18 protein-coding genes are annotated in these 20,902 nt (G+C 70.3%); 7 read left to right on the forward strand and 11 right to left on the reverse strand.

Annotation, left to right across the window (positions count from 1 at the left end; translation table 11 throughout):
- Window positions 1–516 precede the first annotated feature (516 nt).
- The gene (locus tag DQW85_RS06385; RefSeq protein ID WP_113699472.1) at window positions 517–1,158 is read left to right on the forward strand and encodes a response regulator; all 642 of its coding nucleotides are present in this window, start codon (window positions 517–519) and stop codon (window positions 1,156–1,158) included.
- Between the two features lie 25 nt (window positions 1,159–1,183).
- Here DQW85_RS06385 and hypF read toward each other — a convergent pair whose 3' ends face one another.
- The 7 genes from hypF to DQW85_RS06420 form a co-directional block, all read right to left on the reverse strand.
- Window positions 1,184–3,418 carry a carbamoyltransferase HypF gene (gene hypF, locus DQW85_RS06390; protein WP_113699473.1) on the reverse strand — a complete coding sequence of 745 codons (2,235 nt, stop codon included), beginning with the start codon at window positions 3,416–3,418 and terminating at the stop codon, window positions 1,184–1,186.
- Window positions 3,419–3,427: 9 nt separating this feature from the next.
- The gene (locus tag DQW85_RS06395) at window positions 3,428–4,084 is read right to left on the reverse strand and encodes a CBS domain-containing protein (RefSeq protein WP_113699474.1); all 657 of its coding nucleotides are present in this window, start codon (window positions 4,082–4,084) and stop codon (window positions 3,428–3,430) included.
- Window positions 4,085–4,532: 448 nt separating this feature from the next.
- Entirely contained in the window at window positions 4,533–5,741 is a 1,209-nt protein-coding gene (locus tag DQW85_RS06400) for a cytochrome P450 (RefSeq protein ID WP_113699475.1), read from the reverse strand.
- Window positions 5,742–6,334: 593 nt separating this feature from the next.
- Complete coding sequence (locus tag DQW85_RS06405; RefSeq protein ID WP_113699476.1) at window positions 6,335–6,760, reverse strand: SHOCT-like domain-containing protein; 426 nt, start codon at window positions 6,758–6,760, stop codon at window positions 6,335–6,337.
- 11 nt (window positions 6,761–6,771) lie between these two features.
- Entirely contained in the window at window positions 6,772–6,945 is a 174-nt protein-coding gene (locus DQW85_RS06410; protein ID WP_205314929.1) for a hypothetical protein, read from the reverse strand.
- Window positions 6,946–7,028: 83 nt separating this feature from the next.
- Window positions 7,029–7,406: a DUF2089 domain-containing protein gene (locus DQW85_RS06415; RefSeq protein WP_205314930.1), complete on the reverse strand. Its 378-nt coding sequence runs from the start codon at window positions 7,404–7,406 to the stop codon at window positions 7,029–7,031.
- 482 nt (window positions 7,407–7,888) lie between these two features.
- The gene (locus tag DQW85_RS06420; RefSeq protein WP_113699477.1) at window positions 7,889–9,958 is read right to left on the reverse strand and encodes a DNA gyrase/topoisomerase IV subunit B; all 2,070 of its coding nucleotides are present in this window, start codon (window positions 9,956–9,958) and stop codon (window positions 7,889–7,891) included.
- Between the two features lie 246 nt (window positions 9,959–10,204).
- On the opposite strand from DQW85_RS06420, the gene DQW85_RS06425 reads away from it, so the two are divergent.
- A complete protein-coding gene (locus DQW85_RS06425) occupies window positions 10,205–10,435 on the forward strand; it encodes a DUF7455 domain-containing protein (RefSeq protein ID WP_113699478.1) in 231 nt (76 codons plus the stop codon).
- 430 nt (window positions 10,436–10,865) lie between these two features.
- On the opposite strand, the gene DQW85_RS06430 is transcribed toward DQW85_RS06425, so the two are convergent.
- Window positions 10,866–11,564, reverse strand: a complete 699-nt coding sequence (locus DQW85_RS06430) for a GNAT family N-acetyltransferase (RefSeq protein WP_113699479.1) — start codon at window positions 11,562–11,564, stop codon at window positions 10,866–10,868.
- Window positions 11,565–11,790: 226 nt separating this feature from the next.
- On the opposite strand from DQW85_RS06430, the gene DQW85_RS06435 reads away from it, so the two are divergent.
- Complete coding sequence (locus DQW85_RS06435; RefSeq protein ID WP_162794786.1) at window positions 11,791–12,525, forward strand: YaaA family protein; 735 nt, start codon at window positions 11,791–11,793, stop codon at window positions 12,523–12,525.
- A gap of 429 nt (window positions 12,526–12,954) precedes the next feature.
- Here the strand turns inward: DQW85_RS06435 and DQW85_RS06440 are convergent, their stop codons facing one another.
- The 3 genes from DQW85_RS06440 to DQW85_RS06450 form a co-directional block, all read right to left on the reverse strand.
- A complete protein-coding gene (locus DQW85_RS06440) occupies window positions 12,955–14,592 on the reverse strand; it encodes an RNA polymerase sigma factor (RefSeq protein ID WP_113699490.1) in 1,638 nt (545 codons plus the stop codon).
- A 242-nt stretch (window positions 14,593–14,834) separates the two neighbouring features.
- Window positions 14,835–16,928, reverse strand: coding sequence for a SpoIIE family protein phosphatase (locus tag DQW85_RS06445; protein WP_113699480.1), 2,094 nt, complete (start codon window positions 16,926–16,928; stop codon window positions 14,835–14,837).
- Window positions 16,929–17,122: 194 nt separating this feature from the next.
- Window positions 17,123–17,692 carry an HhH-GPD-type base excision DNA repair protein gene (locus tag DQW85_RS06450; RefSeq protein ID WP_113699481.1) on the reverse strand — a complete coding sequence of 190 codons (570 nt, stop codon included), beginning with the start codon at window positions 17,690–17,692 and terminating at the stop codon, window positions 17,123–17,125.
- Window positions 17,693–17,846: 154 nt separating this feature from the next.
- On the opposite strand from DQW85_RS06450, the gene DQW85_RS06455 reads away from it, so the two are divergent.
- The 4 genes from DQW85_RS06455 to DQW85_RS06470 form a co-directional block, all read left to right on the forward strand.
- Window positions 17,847–18,071, forward strand: a complete 225-nt coding sequence (locus DQW85_RS06455; protein ID WP_101788468.1) for a hypothetical protein — start codon at window positions 17,847–17,849, stop codon at window positions 18,069–18,071.
- A gap of 123 nt (window positions 18,072–18,194) precedes the next feature.
- Window positions 18,195–19,712, forward strand: coding sequence for a hypothetical protein (locus DQW85_RS06460; RefSeq protein ID WP_240196970.1), 1,518 nt, complete (start codon window positions 18,195–18,197; stop codon window positions 19,710–19,712).
- Between the two features lie 117 nt (window positions 19,713–19,829).
- Entirely contained in the window at window positions 19,830–20,585 is a 756-nt protein-coding gene (locus DQW85_RS06465) for a LamB/YcsF family protein (protein WP_113699483.1), read from the forward strand.
- Between the two features lie 73 nt (window positions 20,586–20,658).
- Window positions 20,659–20,902: carboxyltransferase domain-containing protein (locus DQW85_RS06470; protein ID WP_162794787.1), on the forward strand; the 244-nt coding region annotated here is incomplete at its 3' end.

Raw genomic sequence — 20,902 nt, forward strand, 5'->3', positions numbered from 1 at the left:
CTCGCCTTTCCGCGATGCGGCCTGGCAGTGACTTTCGGCCTCCAGGCCGGGACGTCCGGCACTCCTGGCGCGCCGGCCTGCTGGAGTGCTCAGCGTGCCCGTCCAGCCCGAACCGCAACCGCATGATCAACGCCTGGGCGGGTCGCCAGCCCGTTGTCGAGCGAGGCCAGCGATCCTTGATCACCTCAAGGGTGGCGCATCCCTGAGGCCGGCGCAGCGCGATGAGTTTGGTCGGCTCCGTCCCGCCTCCTCGGCCAGTCCACGCTCCGTCGGCGACGTCTCGCCCGTCGGCGGCACCGCTTTCAGCTCGGGTTCCCCACTTCCTTGCGAGGTCCAGCGGGCGCCCGCTCCTGCTCGGAGGTCAGTAGGTCAGCAAGGGAGTGCCGATCCGCGCCAGATGGCGCTCAGCCGATCGCGCGGAGCAGGCTCCGCGTCGGCGTCCAAATACCTCAGCGTGCATGGATTAAGACTTCGGCCTCTTCTGGGATGCTGGATCGTGTGACTAACTTCGGAGGCATGATTCGTGTGTTCCTCCTCGATGACCATGAGGTCGTCCGGCGCGGAGTCGCCGCCCTGCTGGACTCCGAAGACGACATCGAGGTCATCGGAGAGGCGGGGACAGCCGAGTCGGCCATCGCCCGCATCCGCGCGCTCAAGCCCGACGTTGCGGTGCTCGACGTGCGGCTGCCCGACGGCAACGGGATCGACGTGTGCCGGGAGGTCCGCTCCCGGCTACCTGGGCTGGCGTGCCTGATGCTGACCTCGTTCGCAGACGACGACGCCCTGTTCGACGCGGTCATGGCAGGTGCCGCCGGCTACGCGCTCAAGCAGATCCACGGCTCCGACCTGGTCGGAGCCGTGCGCACGGTGGCCTCGGGCCAGTCCCTGCTCGACCCGCAGACCACCGCGGCCATGCTGCAGCGCCTGCGCGACCAGGCCGCCCGAAAAGATCCCCTCGCCGCGCTGTCAGAGCAGGAACGCCACATCCTCGACCTGATCGGCGAAGGCCTGACCAACCGGCAGATCGGCGAACGGCTGTTCCTGGCCGAGAAGACGGTCAAGAACTACGTCTCCAACCTGCTGTCCAAGCTCAACATGCAACGCCGCACCCAGGCCGCCGCCCTGTCCGCCCGCTTGCAGGCCGACAAGCCGGAATGACGACGCCCCCGCTCGCCGTCGCGGCTCACGAACGTGACAGCCTCGCCGCCGCGACAGCCGCCTGGCCGTAGCTGATCCCGCCGTCGTTGACCGGGACCTGCTCGCCGATATACGGCTCGAACCCGGCGGCCGACAGCCGGGCGAGCGCGGCGGTGGCCAGCAACCGGTTCTGGAACACTCCGCCCGACAAGCAGACCTGGGTGACGTCGTGCTCGGCCGCGGCCCGCTCGCACAACAGCACCGTCACGGCGGCGATAGTGGCGTGGAAGGCGGCGGCGATCCGGCCGACCGGCTCACCGTCGGCCTTGGCCTGCAGCAGGTGCCGCAGCGTGGCCACGCCGTCATACACCCACAGCCCACCCTGCCGCTCCAGCCGCCAGGCCAGTGGATCGGCGCCAGGGTAGGCGGTGGCGGCCTGCTCCAAACGCATCGCGGCCTCGCCCTCGAAGCCGTTCACCGCACACAGCCCCAGCAACGCGGCGGCGGCGTCGAACAGGCGACCCGCGCTGGACGCGAACGGACAGTTCACGCCTTGCGCAATCATGCGGCCGATGACGTCAGCATCGGCCAGGTCGGCGGCGAGACCGCTGGGGATGGGGCCTGTGGTGGTCTCGCCGCCGAGCAGGTAACCGAGTGCCATGCGGGCGGGCCGACGTACGGCCGCCGCCCCGCCGGGCATCGGAGCATGAGAGAAGCGGCCCAGCCGCCGATAACCCGTGTAGCCGGCCAGCAGCAGTTCGCCACCCCAGAACGTGCCGTCGTCGCCAAGGCCGAGCCCGTCATAGGCCACGCCCAGGAACGGCGGCTCCAGGTGGTGCTCGGCGGCCACCGCGGCGACGTGCGCGTGGTGGTGCTGCACGGCGGTCCGGCTCGGCCAGCGTCGCGCCAGCCGGGTCGACAGGTAGCCGGGATGCAGGTCGTGCGCCGCGTGCACGGGCTCGATGGCGTGGATGCGGCGAATATGGTCGAGTGCCTGCTCATACGCCTCCAACGTCTGGGCGTCGGACAGATCGCCGATGTGCGGTCCCAGCACCGCCCCATGCCCGTCGGCCAGCGTGAACGTGCTCTTGAGCTGGGCGCCCACCGCCACCAGCGGCGGGCAGGACACCGGGAGGCGCAGCAGGGCGGGCGCCAGTCCGCGGGCGCGGCGGATCGTCGTGGCACTCGGCCCGAACGAACGGATCACCGAGTCGTCGTAGCGGGCCACGATGGGCCGGTCGTGGGTGAGCACGCCGTCCACGTCCAGCTCGGAGACATCGTCGATCAGCATGGGGCTGTCGGCCTGATTGGCGCTGGTCACCACCAAAGGGCGGCGCAGCGCGTCCAGGAGCAGATGGTGCAGCGGCGTGTACGGCAGGAACAGCCCGATGTCCGGCATGCCCTGGCAGACGCCCGGCGACAGCACGCCATGCCGCCGGGGAGCCAGGACGATGGGCGCGGATGGATCCTGGAGCAGGCGGCGGTCGGCCTCCGACAGGTCGGCCAGTGAACCAGCGGTGACCGCGTCGCGCACCATGACCGCCAGTGGCTTGGCGTCGCGCGCCTTGATCTGCCGCAGCCGGGACACGGGCTCGTCGTCGATTGCATCGCAGACGAGCTGGAACCCACCCAGCCCCTTGACCGCCATCACGCCTCCACCAGCGAGGATGTCTACCGCCACCCGCAGGGCCGCCTCCCCCGACAGGCTGGAGAACCACAGCCGAGGCCCGCAGGACGCACATGCGATCGGCTCTGCGTGGAATCGCCGGTTCGCCGGGTCGTGATATTCGGCGGCGCAGGCCGCGCACATCTCGAAGCCGCGCATGGAGGTGCGGGCCCGATCGTACGGCAGGTCCTCAATGATCGTCGCCCGGGGACCGCACGCCGTGCAGTTGATGAAGGGGTAGTGGTAGCGCCGGTTGGCCGGGTCGAACAGCTCGCGCAAACAGTCGGCGCACGTGGCCAGATCCGGCGGGATCTCTCGGGTGGCGCCGGCCACGGCCTTGCTTTCCACGATCTCGAACCCGACGGCCTCCTGATCGAGCGTCCCGGGAGTGACGACCACGTCACGGACAAGGGCCGCCTTGGGTGGCACCTTCTGCAAGCCGGAGACGAACTCCTCCAGGCGGGCCGGCGTCCCGCTCGCAGAGATCACGACGTGCCCACCCGCGTTTCTGACGTGCCCGCGAATCCCGACGGCGGTCGCCAGCCGGTGGACGAACGGCCGGAAGCCGACGCCCTGCACGGTTCCGTGTACCTCGATCCGCCATGCGGCATCCATCGTCTGCTCCTACAGCAGCGGGGGAAGGATGAGCAGGTCGTCCTTGTCGCAAGCCACCTCACAGATCACGTCGACGACGCCCTCGACGGCGCGCACCGCCTCCGCCACAGCGATGGCCTGGGATCTCCACTGCACGCGGCCGCCGAGCTTCACCACACCCTGGTCGATCTCGATGGAGAACGCCTCGGGGTCCGGGAGCACCGCTCGGACGTCCGCTTCCAGCTCCGCGGCCGGACGGGTGAAGACCCGCAGCACGTCGCGCTGGTGCAGCGTACCGATGATCCGTCCGGTCACCGGGTCGATTACGGGCAGTTGCTTAATGCGCTCTTGGTGCATCAGCCGGGCCGCATCGCGCACGCGGGTGCCCGGCGTGACCGTGATCGCCGGAGAGGTCATCAACTGAGCGGCCGTCACCGCCGCGGCCTTCCGGTGGTCGTGCCGCTGCCTGCGCGACTCGAACATCGACACGCTGTGCCGTACCGCGTCGATCTCCTTGAGCAGCAGGTCATCCTCGGACACCACGCCCACGGGACGCCGGTCGGCGTCCACCACGGTGACCGCGCCCACCGCGTACCGCTCCATCGCGGTCACGATGTCGGCGAACGACGCGTCCTGTAGCACGGCGATTGCCACCCGGCCCATGACGTCCTTGACTTCGATCGACATGGCATGCCTCCTCACTTCCATCTCCACGCTCCTCCTCGGCGGACTCACCGTGCAGCAGCGAAGGTCCCGCGTGCGGAAGCCCAAGGTCCTCTGCGTGGACCACCGCGACCGGGCAGGGGGCGTGGTCGTCCACGGGGTGCGCGGAGACGACGTCCTCGATGACCGTCACCTGCGGGTACTCCTTGCCGGCGACCTCCACCCGGACGCGGACGACCTGGTGCTGCGCCGCGCGGGCCTCGTCCATGTCGTAGGCGGCCTCCGAAACGCGCCGGCGCACCCAGTCCGCGGCTGCCGGCCACCAGCTCAGCGGCGTCTTTCGCCTGTTCTCGCAGGACCATGCCCGGCGCGCCCTCCGCATCCTGCGTGGTGACCTCGACCCTGGGCTGGCGTTCGTGGACCAACGCTTCCGCCTCGCACAGGATCCTGCGCCCCTCGCGCAGGCTCGCGATCACGCGTCCCAGGTGACCAGGAGGCTCTTCACCCCGTAGATGTCGGCGGTCTCCGGGCGCAGGGTGACCTCTTCGGCGGGTACGGCCAGGCGCAGTGTGGGGAATCGGTGGAGGAGTGCGGGGAAGGCGACGCGCATCTCGACCCGGGCGAGCTGCTGGCCCAGGCACTGGTGGACGCCATGGCTGAAGGCCAGGTGGCCGCCGTCCTGCCGGTGGAGGTCGAGCGTGGAGGGGTTGGGGAAGCGCTCGGGGTCGCGGTTGGCGGTGTTGAGGGACAGGATGACGGTCGTGCCGGCCTTGATGGTGTGGCCGCCCAGCTCGATGTCCTCCAGCGCGACCCGGTGGAACTGCTTGGCGACGCTCAGGTACCGCAGCAGCTCCTCCACGGCCTGGTCGGTGAGCGTGGGCCTGGCGCGTAGCGCGGCGAGCTGCGCGGGGTTCTGCAGCAGGGCGAAGGTGCCAAGGGCCAGCATGTTCGCGGTGGTGTCGAACCCGGCCGCCAGCAGGATCAGGGCCATGCCCTTCAGCTCGTCGTCGGTCAGGTCGCTGTCGGTGAGTTCGCTGAGTATGTCGTCGGTGGGGTTGGCGCGCTTGGCGGCCACCAGTTCCGCGAGGTACTGCTGGGTCGCGGTGTAGGCGGCGATCAGTTCCTCGTCGCTGGTCTCCCCGCTCATGAACTTGTCTATATTCTCCTGGAAGGAGCCCCGGTCCTCGTACGGCACGCCCAGCAGCTCGCAGATCATGACGGCGGGGATGGGCTTGGCGAAGGCGGTCACCAGGTCCGTCGGCGGCCCGGCCTTCTCCATGGCGTCCAGGTGCTCGGCGGTGATCTGCTCGACGCGCTCGGTGAGCAGCCGCATCCGCCGGACGGTGAACCTGCCCACCAGCGGTTTCCTGTACCGGCTGTGCTGCGGCTCGTCCATGAGCAGGAACTCGCCGGGCGGCGCCGGGGGGACCTCGATGTCGCCGTAGTCAATCAGCGGGTGGTGGCGCATGAGCTCCTTGCGCGCGCTGAACCGCGAGTCGGCCAGGACCGACCGGACCAGGTCGTAGCCGGTGACCAGCCAGCCCTGGTGCCCGCCGGGGAAAGGGAAGCGGCTGATCGGGCCGTGCTCGCGGGCCTCGATCAGCTCCTTGGGCGGGTCGAAGGGACAGCCGGGCTGACGCGCCGTCGGCATCGTCGTCACGGTGTGGAGGGATTCAGCCATGATCTTTCCTTGTCTCGCGATGGGACGTGTTGTGTGGAGCTGGAAGGGTGCGTTGCGAGGGATGGCAGCGAGCCATATGCACTGGCGGGTGTGCGATCGATCGGCGGCGGTGCGGGTCGCCCTGGTTCACGCCATCGGGGGCGACGTCAGTACCTGGTGGGGGATCGACGCCTCCCACGGTTGGAGGCCGTTTGTCACTCGCAGGCGGCGGTAGGTGTTATGGCCAAGCCGTACGCGACGATGAGGATGCCGACGCACCAGGCGAGGGCGATCCTGAGGTCGGTGCCGACGGCCTGCTGGGCGAACAGGTCGCGGATGGCGTTGACGACCCTTGTAGGACTTCTTCAGGCCCCTGCACGTGGATCGCGGGCCCGTCGTCACGGCTCGTCGCCCGTGAAGCGATCGATGGCATTGGTCAGCCGTTCCCGCTCGCGGCTGATCCACTGACCCTCGGGGTGGTTCGGCGAGCTCCACAGGGTCCTCCCCGACGACTTCGCGGATCGGAGTCCCGTTCGCCGCGCTCTGCTACGGAAGGCGCGGCCTCGGGAGGGTGTTCCAGCACCCTCTCGGAGGTCCGTCCCACTGGACGGCGCTTACTCGCAGAAGACCCGCACCTTGGCGTCGGGCTGGTCCACCTCCAGGGTCATCTCATCGAGGTGCTCCACGAGCGCCTGGAGCTGTTCGGGCTTGAGCCGCGTCAGGTCGAACGGCACGCCCGAGTCGTTCAGTTTGGCATTGGCCCGATCCAGGGCCTGCGGCGGGATCAGGGCCGCCAGTTGGACACCTGCCCGCAGCAGCTGCAGCGGCACCCGCACGTTGATCCGCCCCGGCTCGCCGGTCTCATCAAGGGTGTCCACCATCAACCGCAGGTACTTCGCCTTGCCCTTCGGCCGGGCGTCGGGACTCGACGCCGCCGGCGGCTGGTCCCGTTCGAGCGCGGCGATGAGCCGCTCCGCCTCCTTCGCGGTGATCTTGCCCTCGGCCAGCATGCCGAGGATGTCCGTGCGCTGTTCGTTCATCGGAACCTCTCCTAGCGGATGGCTACGAGCACACCCGTACGGCCGTGCTCGATGTCGAATCGGGTGCCGGGCAACGCGGAGACGATGCGCCAGCCGGTGCCGAGTGCCCGCATCACACTGACGCGGTACACGAGGCAGGCGACGGCCGCCGCGAGTGCGGCCAGGACCACGACCGGTGAGAGCACGAGCATTATGGGGAATACCGGGACCCAGGTCCGGATGGGGCGACGGTCCGGGCGATTGACCCGTACGGTCACCAACTGCGGCATCACGTCCGGCCCTCCAGTTCGGACAACGCCTGCTGTGCGGTGATCTCGCCGCGGCGCAACCTATCGATGACGTCGGTCCGCGACGGCGCCGGATCGGTCTCGACGAAGTCGAGCATCTGCGTGATCCGCTTCAGTCGTGCTTTGATCGTCGGGTAGCTCACCCCGAAGATCCGTTCCATCTCCTTGATGGAACCGTGGCACCGCACGAACGCCGTGACGAAGACCTGATCCTCGATGCTGAGCTGAGCCAGCTGCGGTAGCTCGAACTCGCCCTCGATCGCGACGCCACCGCCCGCCAGGCGCACCCGCTCAACGACGAACGGCTGGCCCCGGGTCAGGTTCGTGAGTTCCTGCCAGTCCATCGCCTGATCTGTCATACCTTAAGTGATACCCGGCAAGTTCTTAAATTTCAAGATGATGATCTTAATTTTCTTAATCTCGCGTGTGGCATTGATCTGCCCCGCCCGAGTGCCGCTACGGAGCCCGAGGGACACAGGCCGGCGCACGAGTTTGGGGTGCCGCAGTTCGTCGGCACGGCGGCGCTCAACCTGCGCCGCAATGCCTACCTGGGACGCCGGGACACCACCACGCCGCCGTCCGCCCCGGCTCGTGCGCATCCCGGGCACCGTGCGGGCTGTTCGCCCTGGCGACGATCTCGCGACGGATGCCGTTTCCGTGCCCGCGCTCTTCCGCGGTCGCGTTCAAGGTCGGTGATGAACGTCGCCATGCCATGACCTCGCCGTCGGCGGAGCGCACCGCCTCCACGGCATGCGCGAGCGCGTGACGGCCGCCGGTGACCGACCCTGGACAGGGCAGGGTCAGAGGTCAGCCGGGCGGCCCGCACAGGCCGGGCGGCGGGTCAGGCGTCGATGTGGTCGCGGTCCACCTCGGCGGCACTGTTGACGATGAACTCGCGGCGCGGCGCCACCTCGCTGCCCATGAGCAGGTTGAAGATGCTCTCCGCTCCCTCCGCGTCCTCGATGCGGACGCGGCGCAGCATGCGGTGCCGGGGATCCATGGTGGTCTCGGCCAACTGGTCGGCGTCCATCTCGCCCAGGCCCTTGTAGCGCTGCACCGGGTCCTTCCAGCGCTTGCCGCGGCGCTCCAGGTCGCGCAGCACTCTCTGGAGCTCGGCGTCGGAGTAGCAGTAGATGTACTTCTCCTTGCCCCGGCCCGGGTTGGTGAGCTCGATCCGGTGCAGCGGCGGGACGGCCGCGAACACGCGCCCGGCCTCGACCATGGGGCGCATGTAGCGGTGGAACAGCGTTAACAGCAGGCAGCGGATGTGGGCGCCGTCGACGTCGGCGTCGGCCATGAGGATGACCTTGCCGTAGCGGGCCGCGTCGATGTCGAAGGAACGCCCGGACCCGGCGCCGACCACCTGGATGATGGCGGCGCACTCGGCGTTCTTGAGCATGTCGCTCATCGACGCCTTCTGGACGTTGAGGATCTTGCCACGGATCGGCAGCAGCGCCTGGAACTCCGAGTCGCGGGCCAGCTTGGCCGTGCCGAGCGCGGAGTCGCCCTCGACGATGAACAGCTCGCTGCGGTCGACGTCGTCGCTGCGGCAGTCGACGAGCTTGGCCGGGAGCGCGGAGTTTTCCAGGGCGCTCTTGCGGCGCTGGTTGTCGCGGTGCTCGCGGGCCGCGATGCGGGCCTTGGCCGCGGCGACGATCTTCTCCAGAACGGCGCGGAGGGGCTGCTTGAAGCCGCGCGGCGGGTTGGCGAACAGCTCCTTGAGCTCGCGGCTCACGACATGGGAGACGATGCGGGTGGCGGCGGAGGTGCCGAGCACCTCCTTGGTCTGCCCCTCGAACTGCGGCTCGGGCACCCGCACCGTAACGACGCCGGTGAGGCCCTCGTGGATGTCCTCCTTGGTGACCGGGTCGTCGCCGTTCTTGAGCAGCCGGGTCTCGCGCAGCTGCTCGTTGACGGTGCGGACCAGGCCGCGCTCGAACCCGGTGAGGTGGGTGCCGCCCTTGGGGGTGGAGATGACGTTGACGAACGAGCGGACCGTCGACTCGTAGCCCTTGCCCCAGCGCACGGCCACGTCGACGGTGAGCTCGCGCTGCACCTCGGTGGGCGTCATGTGGCCCTGGTCGTCGAGGATGGGGACGGTCTCGTGGAAGTGGCCGACGCCCTGCAGGCGCAGCACCTCGCAGACGGCCTCGTCACGGGCCAGGAACTCGGTGAACTCGGAGATGCCGCCGTCGAAGCGGAACTCCTCCGCGATGCGCTCCTCGTGCCTGCTGTCGATCACAGCCAGGGTCAGGCCGGGCACCAGGAAGGCGGTCTGGCGGAGCCTGACGTGGATCTCGTCGAGCGACACCTCGGCGTCGGGCAGGAAGATCTGCGTGTCGGCCCAGAAGCGGACGCGGGTGCCGGTGACCTTCCTGGCCAGCTTGCCGCCGTCGCGCAGCCCGGACTTCTTCCTGAACTTCGCGGCCGGCCCCTCGCCGTCGAACACGCCCGGCACCCCGCGCCGGAAGCTGATCTCGTGGATCCGCCCGTCGCGGTCGACCTCGACGTCGAGGCGCGCCGACAGGGCGTTGACCACGGACGCGCCGACGCCGTGCAGGCCACCGGAGGCGCCGTAGGAGCCGCCGCCGAACTTGCCGCCCGCGTGCAGCTTGGTGTAGACGAGCTCGACCCCGGCCAGACCGCTCTTGGGCTCGACGTCGACCGGGATGCCCCGGCCGTTGTCGCGCACCTCGATGGAACCGTCGGAGTAGAGCTCGACCTCGATGCGGTCGCAGTGACCCGCCAGCGCCTCGTCGACGCCGTTGTCCACGATCTCCCAGAGGCAGTGCATGAGCCCGCGGCTGTCGGTGGACCCGATGTACATGCCAGGGCGCTTGCGGACCGCCTCCAGGCCCTCAAGCACCGACAGGTGGCGGGCCGTGTAACCCGCCGCCTCCACTAGCGTCACTCCAGCTCCTCTGGTCTAGCATCGAACACCAGTGCGTAGCTTACCGTTGTTCCCCCGAGCACGCGTACAAGCTTGCCATGTCGACACGTTTGCCGTTACCAAGCGGCTGATCGTCATTACTTTCGGACACATTCCGCTCTCGGCGTAGCGAGGCGGCGGTTGGGAACGTCCACGTCCGGTTAGATGTTGTCTCAAGTGACTGACGCCAGATCCTCGCTCCGGCGGGGGTGACCCGAAAGGCGATACGTGACTGGAGCTCTCGCCCCCGTTAAGCCGCTGACGGCCCTCGACCGTTGCGACCGTTGCGGCGCCCAGGCATACATTCGCGCGACCCTGCCCGTGGGCGGGGAGCTGCTGTTCTGCGCCCACCACGGGCGTCAGCACATCGCGGCGCTGCGCGAAAAGGGCGCCGACATCCTGGACGAGTCGGCTCGACTCAGTGAAACCCCGGCAATAGCCCGCAACGACGAGCGCTGACCCGCGCTCGCCGTGATGAGATAACCACATATCGCGTTGACGCGGAACGGCGGTCCCGGCACGCCCGGGGTCGCCGTTCCGCGTCTTGAGCACGGCTCGGCGGACCACCGCCACGGATCCCGTCAGCGCCGCCGGGCCGGCGTCCCGGCAGCCCCCGGTACGTGAACGGTCCGTCCCGGCCACCAAGAACGCGCGTCGGAAGCGGACGCGGAGCCCGCCGACGGGCGCCCGCGTTCGAGACGCCGACGGGCCGCGGACCGCCACAGAAAGCCCGCCGGGACAAGGGCGACAGTTGCGGGGCGGCAGCGCGGGGCGGCAGTGCGCGGGTGCGGGGCGGCAGTGCGGGGCGGCTGGACGGCCACGAGGCCCAGCCCACGGAGGACATGCGGACGAGCTCCGAAGGCCCGCCGGGGCGGCCCGTGGAAAGGCTTCATCGCACCCGGTAGTGGTAGCCGCTCGTCATCTCGAAGCCTTCCGCCCGGTACAGCGCCTGGGCGGTCTCGTTCGGTGCGGTGGTGCAGAGGTACGCCGAGCCCCACCCGCCTCCGCGCAACAGGGCTCGCAGGACGCTGCGGCCGAGGCCCCGGCGGCGAGCCCGCGGCAGCGTCGCCATGCAGTAGATCCCGAGCGTGTCTCCCTGGGGCACGGCCCGCCCGACGGCGAGCGGCACGCCGTCCTCCTCGACCGCCGCGTACCAGGCGGGCACCCCGGCGCAGATGCGCTCGGCCGCGTCCAGACCGGCTCCGTAGCGCCCGTCGACGGCCCACCACGTCTCCAGCCACGCCTGCCAGGGATGTCCCTCGACGCGTACCTCGTGCTCGGGCTCCGGCGCGCCTCCCGACCTCACCATGAGGACGGTCGGATCGACCAGCTCGTAGCCCCTGCCCGCCAGTTCTCGATCGAGCTCCGGGGTGGTTCCGGGCCCCATCGAGAAGACGCAGCGCTGCCCCCGGGAGGCGTAGAAGTCCTCGGCCACGCCGATCGCCGTGCCGAGGTCGCCGGGCTCGCCGAGCGGCAGCACCGAGTTGGCCCGCTTGGTCACTCCCCCGGCGTACCTGAGGATCCATCCGTCGTACGGCTGCTGCTCGTACGCGGGCCAGGCCTCGTGAAGGAGAAGGTGGAAATCCACCCACGCACCCTATCCGCCCGCTTTGCGCACCCGGCATGGGGCACGCGCCGCACGCCCCCCGGCCGCGGCCGGGCCCCCCTGGCCCCAACGACTTCCAGACGAGCTCACCCACCCTCAGCAGCCGCCTGACCGGCGGAACCCCCCTCGTCGACCCTCCCGAGGGAACGCGGGGCGAACGGCTCCGGCCTCTCGGCCAGGCCGCCCGGGAGCCTGGGAGAATGGCGTCGTGCTGATCCTGTTGCCGCCCTCCGAGGGCAAGGCCGCGGAGGGCAGTGGCCCTCCCCTGGGCGAGCTCTCCTTCCCGGCCCTCGACAAGCCCCGCAGGCGGGTGGCCACCGCGCTCACGAGGGCGTCCAGACGGCGCGACGCGCTCGGTGTTCTCGGCCTGACGCCCGGCCTGGCAGGCGAGCTGGCCAAGAACCAGACGCTCATGACGGCCGCCACCCTCCCCGCGGCCGACCTCTACACCGGAGTCCTCTACGACAACCTGGGCCTCGGTTCCCTCGACGGCGACGCGCGGACCCGGGCCGAGGAGTCGGTGCTGATCTTCTCGGGCCTGTGGGGCGTGCTGAGGATCACCGATCGGGTGCCGCCCTACCGGCTGTCCATGGGGGTCAGCCTGCCGCCGCTGGGCGGGCTGGCCGCGTTCTGGCGTCCGCTGGTGACCAGGCAGCTCGATCCGCTGCCCGGCCTGGTGGTGGACCTGCGCTCGGCCACGTACGCGGGCGCCTGGCAGCCGGGAGACCGGTCGGTGGCGGTGCGCGTCTTCAAGGACGGCAAAGTGGTCAGCCACATGGCCAAGGCGACCCGGGGCGAGGTCGCCCGAGCCCTCCTGGAGTCCGGCGGCGACCCGGCCTCCCCCGCCGAGCTGGCCAAGACCCTGGACGCCCTCGGCTACGCCGTCGAGCTGACCGCCCCCGTCCGTGCCACCCGCCCGTGGACCCTCGACGTACGGCTGTGAGAATCACGTGCTTGTACGGCAAGGCCGAGCAAGGCCCACCCGCCGACCATGGCCGGGCGCCTCCAGGGAGACGGCCGCTGACCCGCACATGGCGGGCCGCCGTGACGGCGTGTCGTTGGCCGGGGCCAGGGCAGGACCGGGCGCCGCACGGGTCGCGCCGCCCACCGCCGCACGCGAACCCGCCGACCCGGCGCCGAAGTGGGCCAGGCAGGATCGAGCCCGAAAGGCACCCGAGACCGGTGCCAGGTAGAGGCGCGAGCCCGAACCAGACCCACGACACCGTGACACGCCTGCGCCCTGCTAGGCCGTGACACCTGCGCCCACGACACCGTGACACACCTGAGCCCCGCGACGCCGTGACACGCCGTGACACGCCGTGACACGCCTGAGCCCCGCACTGGTGGACAGTGCGGGGCTCGGGTGTGCCGGTCAGTCGAGGTAGTCGCGCAGGACCTGGGACCGGGACGGGTGGCGGAGCTTGGACATCGTCTTCGACTCGATCTGCCGGATGCGCTCCCGCGTCACCCCGTAGACCTTGCCGATCTCGTCCAGTGTCTTCGGCTGCCCGTCCGTGAGGCCGAACCGCATCGACACGACGCCCGCCTCGCGCTCCGACAGCGTGTCGAGAACGGAGTGCAGCTGCTCCTGCAGCAGCGTGAAGCTGACGGCGTCGGCCGGGACGATGGCCTCGGAGTCCTCGATGAGGTCGCCGAACTCGCTGTCGCCCTCCTCACCCAGCGGGGTGTGCAGCGAGATGGGCTCGCGGCCGTACTTCTGGACCTCGACGACCTTCTCGGGCGTCATGTCCAGCTCGCGGGCCAGCTCTTCGGGCGTGGGCTCGCGGCCGAGGTCCTGCAGCATCTGCCGCTGGACCCGGGCCAGCTTGTTGATCACTTCGACCATGTGGACCGGGATGCGGATGGTGCGCGCCTGGTCGGCCATGGCGCGGGTGATCGCCTGCCGGATCCACCACGTGGCGTAGGTGGAGAACTTGTAGCCCTTGGTGTAGTCGAACTTCTCGACCGCGCGGATCAGGCCGAGGTTGCCCTCCTGGATCAGGTCCAGGAACAGCATCCCGCGGCCGGTGTAGCGCTTGGCCAGCGAGACCACGAGGCGGAGGTTGGCCTCCAGCAGGTGGTTCTTGGCCCGGCGGCCGTCTTCGGCGATCCATTCGAGCTCGGCCCTGACGTCGACCGGCAGGCCCTCGGACTCGCCGCCGCCGAGCTGCTCCTCGGCGAACAGGCCGGCCTCGATGCGCTTGGCCAGCTCGACCTCCTGCTCGGCGTTGAGCAGGGGGACCTTGCCGATCTGCTTGAGGTAGTCCTTGACCGGGTCGGCGGTGGCGCCGGCCGCCGCGACCTGGGCGACGGGGGCGTCATCGTCGTCGTCGGACAGGATGAGGACTTCGTCCTCGTTCTTCTCGGTGGCGACCGTGGCGGCCACGTCGGCGGCCTTCGGGTCGTCCTCGGTGTCGTCGTCGCCCTCGGGCTCGGCGTCGCCCTCGGCGACGATCTCCTCGTCGTCGACCTCGATGTCCTCGAGGTCCTCGAGCTCCACGTCGCCGTCGAGCTCGATGTCCTCGTCGTCGTCGGCGTCCTCGGACTTCGGCTTGGTCTCGGCAGGCCCAGCGGTCTCGGGCTGGGCCTTCTTGGCGGGCGGCGCCGCCTTCTTGGCCGCCGGGGCGGCCTTCTTGGCGGGAGCCGGCTTCTTGGCCGCCGGCTCGGCTTCGGCGGCGCCCACGACCGCGGTCACGGTCTCGGGCTGCTGCTCCTTGGCGGCCGCTGCGGCCTTGGTCTTGACGGGGGCAGCGGTGCGACGCTTTGCTGGACCACGAGACTTCTTAGGCGCAGCCGAATCCGCGGCGGTCACCACCACGGTCACGCCCTCCTTGCTGAGGTTCCGCAAGAACGCGGCGGCGTGCGACATGGGGATGTCCGCCTCCTCGAAGGCCTGGCGGACATCCTCGGACTCGAGGAAACCCTGCGAGCGCCCACGCTCGAGCAGTCGCTGAATGACGGGCTCGTTCAGCTCTTGTGGCTTCGAGCGAGTCGAACTTGCAGGCGACACGAACACCTCTCGAACGAACGCGTGGCGACAATGGACCCAGATGCCCGCTGGGGGGCTGTTGCCTCTCTCGGAGATCGGTGAGGCCGCGCGGACCGCGACGGACCTGCCCAGCATTGTGGCATGACCTCGCACTCCATACGGCCACCTCCCGGCGGTTGACCTCCACCCTAGGCCGACCCAGACAGTAGTGCGTACGTAAGCGCGCCACTGATACCCGAAAGCAACCCTTATGACTGTTTCATTCAGTCACTCTTCGTGGCGGGCGGCACATGGATGGCCAGGGCGGTAACGTCATCATCCTGTTCATATCCCGACAACATCCGGTCAACCAGGAAGTCCAGCAACATATGCGGACTACTGACGACCTCTGGCGGCGCTTCGGTCACAACACTGCAAATCTCTGCGAGTCCGGCGTCCAGCCCGCGCTTGCGGTTCTCCACCAGACCGTCGGAGTAGAGCACGGCGGTGTGGCCGGGCGGCACCACGAACCGGAACTGCCGCCGGCTGGTGGGCCAGCCCAGCGGCGTGCCCGGCTGGGCCTCGCACAGCACCGCCGTGCCCTGAGGCGAGACCAGGACGGGCGGCGGATGTCCGGCGAGGGCGAGCGTGCCCTCACCGGTGACGGGTTCGACGACCATGTAGGCCAGGGTGGTGACCTGCTCCTCCTCCTCGGTCGCGTCGAAGACCCGGTCGAGGCCGGTGAGCACGGCCGCGGGCGGCGGGTTGGTCAGCGCCAGCGCCCGCATGGCGTTGCGGATGCGACCCATGCCCGCCGCGGCCTTGACGCCCTTGCCCATGACGTCGCCGACGACGGCCGCGACACGGCCGTCCTGCAGCACGAACGCGTCGTACCAGTCGCCGCCGACCTGCACGTGGCGGCTGCCGGAACGGAAGCGCTGGGCCAGCTCCAGGCCCCTGACCACCGGCAGGCGGTCGGGCAGCAGGCTGCGCTGGAGCGTCTCGGCGGTGCGGTGCTCGCGCTCGAACAGCGTCGCCCGCTCGACGGCCAGCGCGCACTGCCCGGCCAGCGCCTCCAGGAAGACGCCGTCCTCCTGGGAGATCTTCTGCGGCCTGGTGAACGAGAAGCGCAGCGCGCCCAGCGCCCGGCCCGCCGCGAGCAGCGGCAGGCCCACCCAGGCCCGCTCGTCACTCTGCGTGAGGTAGTTGGCCAGCACCTGCTCGTCGCCCCCGGCCTCCAGGAGCTGCGCCTTGAGGCTTTCGGGCGACTCGGCGAACACCGGCCTGCGGCTGTTGACCGCCATGGTCATCACGCTGGTGTGGGAGAGCGGGATCTCCTCGCCGGCCATCCCGGACGCCTCGGGGACGCCCTCGCCGTTGATCAGCTTGAGCGCGGCCCGGTCGGTGTCGAGCAGGGCGACCGCCGAGCGGTCGGCGGCCAGCGCGGTGCGGCCCACGTCGATGATGACCTGGACGACCTGCTCGACCGTGAGCGCCTCGGCCAGTATCGCGGTGGCGCCCTGCAGGCGGGCCGTGCGCAGCGCCGCCGCGCCCAGCTGGTCGGTCAGCCTGCCCCGCATCTCCTCGGCCTCGCGCTGGGGCGTGACGTCGGTGTTGGCCCCGACCCACTCCACCACGCGGCCGTGCCTGATGATCGGCACGGCCCGCACCTCGAAGTGGCGGTAGCCGCTGGCCCGGGTGCGCACGCGGTAGTTCCACTCGAACATGGTGCGGCCGCGCAGCGCCTCCTTCCAGGCCTCCTCGGTCTGCTGGCGCTCCTCCGGATGGACCACGTCGAGCCAGCCGTGCGCGAGGTATTCCTCCAGGCCCTGGCCGGTGATGGCACGCCACTGCGGCGCGTCCTCGACCACCGTGCCGGTGGGCGAGGTGATCCAGACCAGCTGCGACTGCGCCTCGACGAGCGAGCGGTAGCGCTCCTCGCTGCGGCGGAGGTCCTCCTCGGTCTGGCGGCTCTCGGTCACGTCGAGCGCCACCAGCGCGACGGCCCGCAGCTCGCCGCCGTCGTCGTGGACCGGCGAGAACGACAGGGACCAGTGCCGGGTCTCGCCGTCGGGCGTGCGCACCCGCACGCGGTGCTCGGTGACCGGGGCGTCGCTCTCGATGACGCCCTGCACCGCGTGGGTGACGACCTGGCTGAGATCGGCCGTCAGCGCCTCGACCGGCGTGCGGCCGACGAGCCGCTCGGCCGGCACGCCGACGACATCGGTGAACAGGTCGTTGACCCGCTGGAAGCGCCCGTCGGGGTCGAAGAAGGCGAAGGCGAACTGCGCCTCGGACAACAGGCCCTTGAACAGGGCGGAGTCTGAGATGTCCACATCCGACTCCCGGGGACGGGGAACGGAGGTCTCGGCGCTCACGGTCGGCACCTCCGTCGCGTGCCAGGGTCTCCCACGCGGCACATCTCCATAACTGTGTATCGGCGTAGCTCGGCTCCGGGCGACCGGATCCTGCTGTACATCATCGGCGATGGGCATGCGCGGGCGGAAGCCCCGCCAGCCATACCATCAACGCATCCTGTCAAAATCGCTCCACGTTGCGCAGCAAGATCAGGCTACTTGGCCTTCGCCGCCCGCTTGGCCTCCTGTTTGGCGGCTCGCACGCGACTCAGCGTGTCGGCGTCGACCACGTCGGCCACCGACCGGAAGGATCCCTCCTCGCCGTACGGTCCGGCCGCCTCGCGCCACCCCGGCGGCCGGACCTCGAGTTGCTTGCCGAGCAATGCCAAAAATATCTGGGCTTTCTGCTTGCCGTAACCAGGAAGCGCCAGGAGTCGCTTGAGGAGTTCTTTGCCGTCGGCAGCCTCTGCCCAGATGCGCTCGGGCTTGCCGTCGTAGTGTTCGACGAGGTAGGCGGCCAGTTGCTGCACCCGCGCGGCCATCGAGGCGGGGTAGCGGTGCACGGCCGGTTTCTCGCCCAGGAGCGCCGCGAAATCCTCGGGATCGTAGGACGCGATCTCCTCTGCCGTGAGGTCGTGTCCGAGCCGCTGAGAGATGGTGAAAGGCCCGGTGAACGCCCATTCCATCGGGATCTGCTGATCGAGCAGCATGCCGACGAGGAGGGCGAGCGGGCTGCGGCCGAGCAGGTCGTCGGCCTCGCTCCGCTGGGCGAGCTGGATGCGCATGGGAACAGCTTCGCACGAAAGGTGTTGCCGAGAAGCGAACACAGGCGCAGTGGAGGCTTGACACAGGCCCGAGAAAAGATGGAATGAGAGCGCAAGTCGCCCTGCGTCCATTCCTAGGGGTTTGCCCCTGGGCATCCAGAGGAATCTGACACCTATGCTCGCTCTGGCCACACGCTTCCTCAGGGAGCCGGTCAGTCTCAGGCTGGCCGAGGAGTTCCTGACCGTGCCCGTGGACACGATCGACCGCTGTGTAGCCGACGTCTGCGCGTGCGCGCAGCACCTCGGGATCTCGGCGACCCCGGAAATCGTCGAGCGCATCGCTCGCGAGCACCTGCTCGCGATCGTGAACTCCGCCCCGCCGCCCCGTTCTCCCCGATAACATCGGGGTCACCAGGCCGCGTTCTACGCACCGATTGCGCCTGGAATGCGAGAGAGTGAGGGCGTGCGCCGACACCGACGGGATCCCAGGGAGAGCACCCCGCCAGACGATGTGTTCCAGGAGATGGTGCAGGCGGCACGCGAGCTGCTGGCGGTGCGCAGCCCCCTTGACGCCGAGCTGATGGTGTCCGACATGATCGGCGCCTGGTGGGGCCGGCGGGTCAGGGGCGGCGACGTCGAGCAGGTTCTGGGCGAGGGGCTGGTCGACTACGCGGCCAAGGCGGGCACGCCGGCGTCGCTGACGCTGCTGATCTGCCTGGCCTACCTCGGCACGGCGCGCCAGGGCGCCAAGGCGGAGGGCGCGGCGCTGGCGATGATGGAGTCGGGCGTGGCCAGGCCGGGCTGGGCCGACCGGGTGGGCGCGGTCAAGCCGACCGGCTGCTACGTCTCCCGCGACGCCTACGGCGACCAGGACACGGTGATCTGCACGTTCGCCTACCGCTGGGGCGAGGGCGGACCGGCGCGCGGGAGCGCGCCGTCGGTGCAGGGGCAGGAACGGCACGCGCTGGTCATGGTCGTCGACCACAACATGTCGGGCATGGCGCGCGACGCGTGGGTGTCGTCCCAGGTCGACAAGCTGCTCGAGAAGGCCCGTGCCGAGGCGGCCAAGAACCCCATGCTGCTGTTCGAGGAGATCGAGCCGCAGCAGGCCAGGGCGCTGCTGGAGTCGGCGATGAAGGCCACCAGCGAGCCCAAGACCCCGCCGCCCGTCAGCGAGAGCTACAGCTCCTACCACGCCTTCGCCCGCGCCCGCCTGAAAGCTCTGCCGCCGGGCCGCAAGCGCCCGGCGCCGCTGCACATCGAGGCGCCCTACAGTCGCGAGCGGCGCGCCATGCTGGCCGCGGAGTTCCTCGCCTCCGACGCGGCCGAGCACCTTTCCGACCCGTCGGCCGCCTCGCGCTGCGCCGACCACATCATCGACTACGGCTGCGAGCAGGACTTCAGCAGGCCGCTGCGGGTCAGCCCGACCAAGTGCGAGACGTTCCTGCTCGACTGGCTGCCGCGCAAGGTCATGCTGAGCGTGGCCGAGCAGGAGGCCATGCCGCACGTGCTGGCGGCGTGGGTGCGGTTCGCCGCCGCCCGCACCGGGGTGAACGAACGGGGGCTCAAGGCCACGCTGGACGCCGTGTGGGAGGCGATCGGCAAGTTCCCCCAGGCGTACCGCGACCCGACCTCGTTCGGACTCGACCGGCCGCTGCTGGAGCGGCTGCTGCCCGACGGCGACCTGTCGGCGCTGGCCAGGCGGGCCTTCGCGTTCCCGTACCTGCAGGGCGTGCACAACGGCGTCGCCCTCGACACGCTCAACCCGGCCGACGAGGCCGACCGGCGCACGCTGCTGGAGATCGACCATGTCGGCGCGATCGACGAGGAGCACCTGGCCTGGCACGAGGAGATCGCCGCCCGGCTGTGGGAGGGCGACCCGCCGCAGCTGTGGGAGGCGGCGCAGCGGCTGCTCGACCTGGGCCACGACCGTCACGACGTGCTGCACGTGCTCATCGAGATCGCCGAGCGCATCGGTGACGACCCGGACGAGCTGGCCGCCGCGCTGGACGACATCGCCGACATCCCTGACGAGATCTAGAAATCTCATCCGATATCGGTGCGCGCCCACCCGTGGCGAAGCCCGCGTGGTGCCCCAGGCGCCGATCTCGGTCACTGTTCGTCGCGCCGAGGTGGCCGATGGCGAGATGATGGATCCATGGTGATCGACCTCAACGCTGATCTGGGCGAAGGCTTCGGCATCTGGCGGCTCGGCGACGATCTCGCGCTGCTCGACGTCGTCACGAGCGCCAACGTTGCCTGCGGCTTCCACGCCGGCGACCCCGTGACCATCAGGCGCGTGTGCGCGGCGGCCGTGGACCGGGGCGTCGCCATCGGTGCGCAGGTGTCCTACCGCGACCTGGCCCACTTCGGGCGGCGTGACATGGACGCCGACCCCGAGGAGCTGTGCGCGGAGGTCCTCTACCAGATCGCGGCGGTCGACGGCATCGCGCGGGCGATGGGCGGGCGGGTGTCGTACGTCAAGCCGCACGGCGCGCTCTACAACCGCGTCTGCCGCGACGAGGAGCAGGCGGCGGCGCTGATCGACGCGGTGGCCGACTACGACCCGTCGCTGCCGGTGCTGACGCTGCCCGGTTCGGTCGTGCACGGCGTGGCGGCGGCCGAGGGCGTCCCGACGGTGACCGAGGCGTTCGCCGACCGCGCCTACACCTCCGCGGGCACGCTGGTGCCGCGGCGCGAGCCGGGCGCGGTGATCCATGACCCGGAGGCGGTGCCGGCGCGGGCCGTGCGCATGGCGGTGGAGGGCGCGGTGACGTCGGTGGACGGCACCACCGTGAACGTCGAGGCCCGCTCCATCTGCGTGCACGGCGACACGCCCGACGCGGTGCGGCTGGCGCAGGCCGTGCGCGATCGGCTGCTGGCGGCCGGGGTGGTCCTGCAGGCGTTCACATGATCGGCGGCGGGGCGGGAGCGGTGGCGTCCGGCGAGGCGGGAGCGGTGGCGTCCGGCGGCGCGGGAGCCGCGGCGTGATCCGGATCGCGGGGGAGCACGGGCTGCTCGTGGAGACGGGGGCGCTGGAGGTCTCGCACCGCCTGGACGCGCTGCTGCGCGCCCACTGTCCGGAAGGGGTCGTGGAGGTCGTGCCGGGGCCGGAGACGGTGCTCGTGGTGGCTCCCGGCGCGGACCAGGCGCGGCTGCGGGCCGAGCTCGACCGGCTGCTCGACCAGCTGCTCGCCGACCCCGCGAGCGCCGCCGCCGGGCCCGGCTCCG

This window comes from Nonomuraea lactucae, from assembly GCF_003313395.1.
GTDB lineage: Bacteria > Actinomycetota > Actinomycetes > Streptosporangiales > Streptosporangiaceae > Nonomuraea > Nonomuraea lactucae.

What these genes read in the sequence shown, in the direction of transcription:
- DQW85_RS06385 (WP_113699472.1), top strand. Translation starts at nt 517, where the DNA reads ATGATTCGTGTGTTCCTCCTCGATGACCATGAGGTCGTCCGGCGCGGA.
- hypF (WP_113699473.1), bottom strand. Translation starts at nt 3,418, where the DNA reads ATGGATGCCGCATGGCGGATCGAGGTACACGGAACCGTGCAGGGCGTC.
- DQW85_RS06395 (WP_113699474.1), bottom strand. Translation starts at nt 4,084, where the DNA reads ATGTCGATCGAAGTCAAGGACGTCATGGGCCGGGTGGCAATCGCCGTG.
- DQW85_RS06400 (WP_113699475.1), bottom strand. Translation starts at nt 5,741, where the DNA reads ATGGCTGAATCCCTCCACACCGTGACGACGATGCCGACGGCGCGTCAG.
- DQW85_RS06405 (WP_113699476.1), bottom strand. Translation starts at nt 6,760, where the DNA reads ATGAACGAACAGCGCACGGACATCCTCGGCATGCTGGCCGAGGGCAAG.
- DQW85_RS06415 (WP_205314930.1), bottom strand. Translation starts at nt 7,406, where the DNA reads ATGACAGATCAGGCGATGGACTGGCAGGAACTCACGAACCTGACCCGG.
- DQW85_RS06450 (WP_113699481.1), bottom strand. Translation starts at nt 17,692, where the DNA reads ATGCGCATCCAGCTCGCCCAGCGGAGCGAGGCCGACGACCTGCTCGGC.
- DQW85_RS06455 (WP_101788468.1), top strand. Translation starts at nt 17,847, where the DNA reads ATGCTCGCTCTGGCCACACGCTTCCTCAGGGAGCCGGTCAGTCTCAGG.
- DQW85_RS06460 (WP_240196970.1), top strand. Translation starts at nt 18,195, where the DNA reads ATGGTGCAGGCGGCACGCGAGCTGCTGGCGGTGCGCAGCCCCCTTGAC.
- DQW85_RS06465 (WP_113699483.1), top strand. Translation starts at nt 19,830, where the DNA reads ATGGTGATCGACCTCAACGCTGATCTGGGCGAAGGCTTCGGCATCTGG.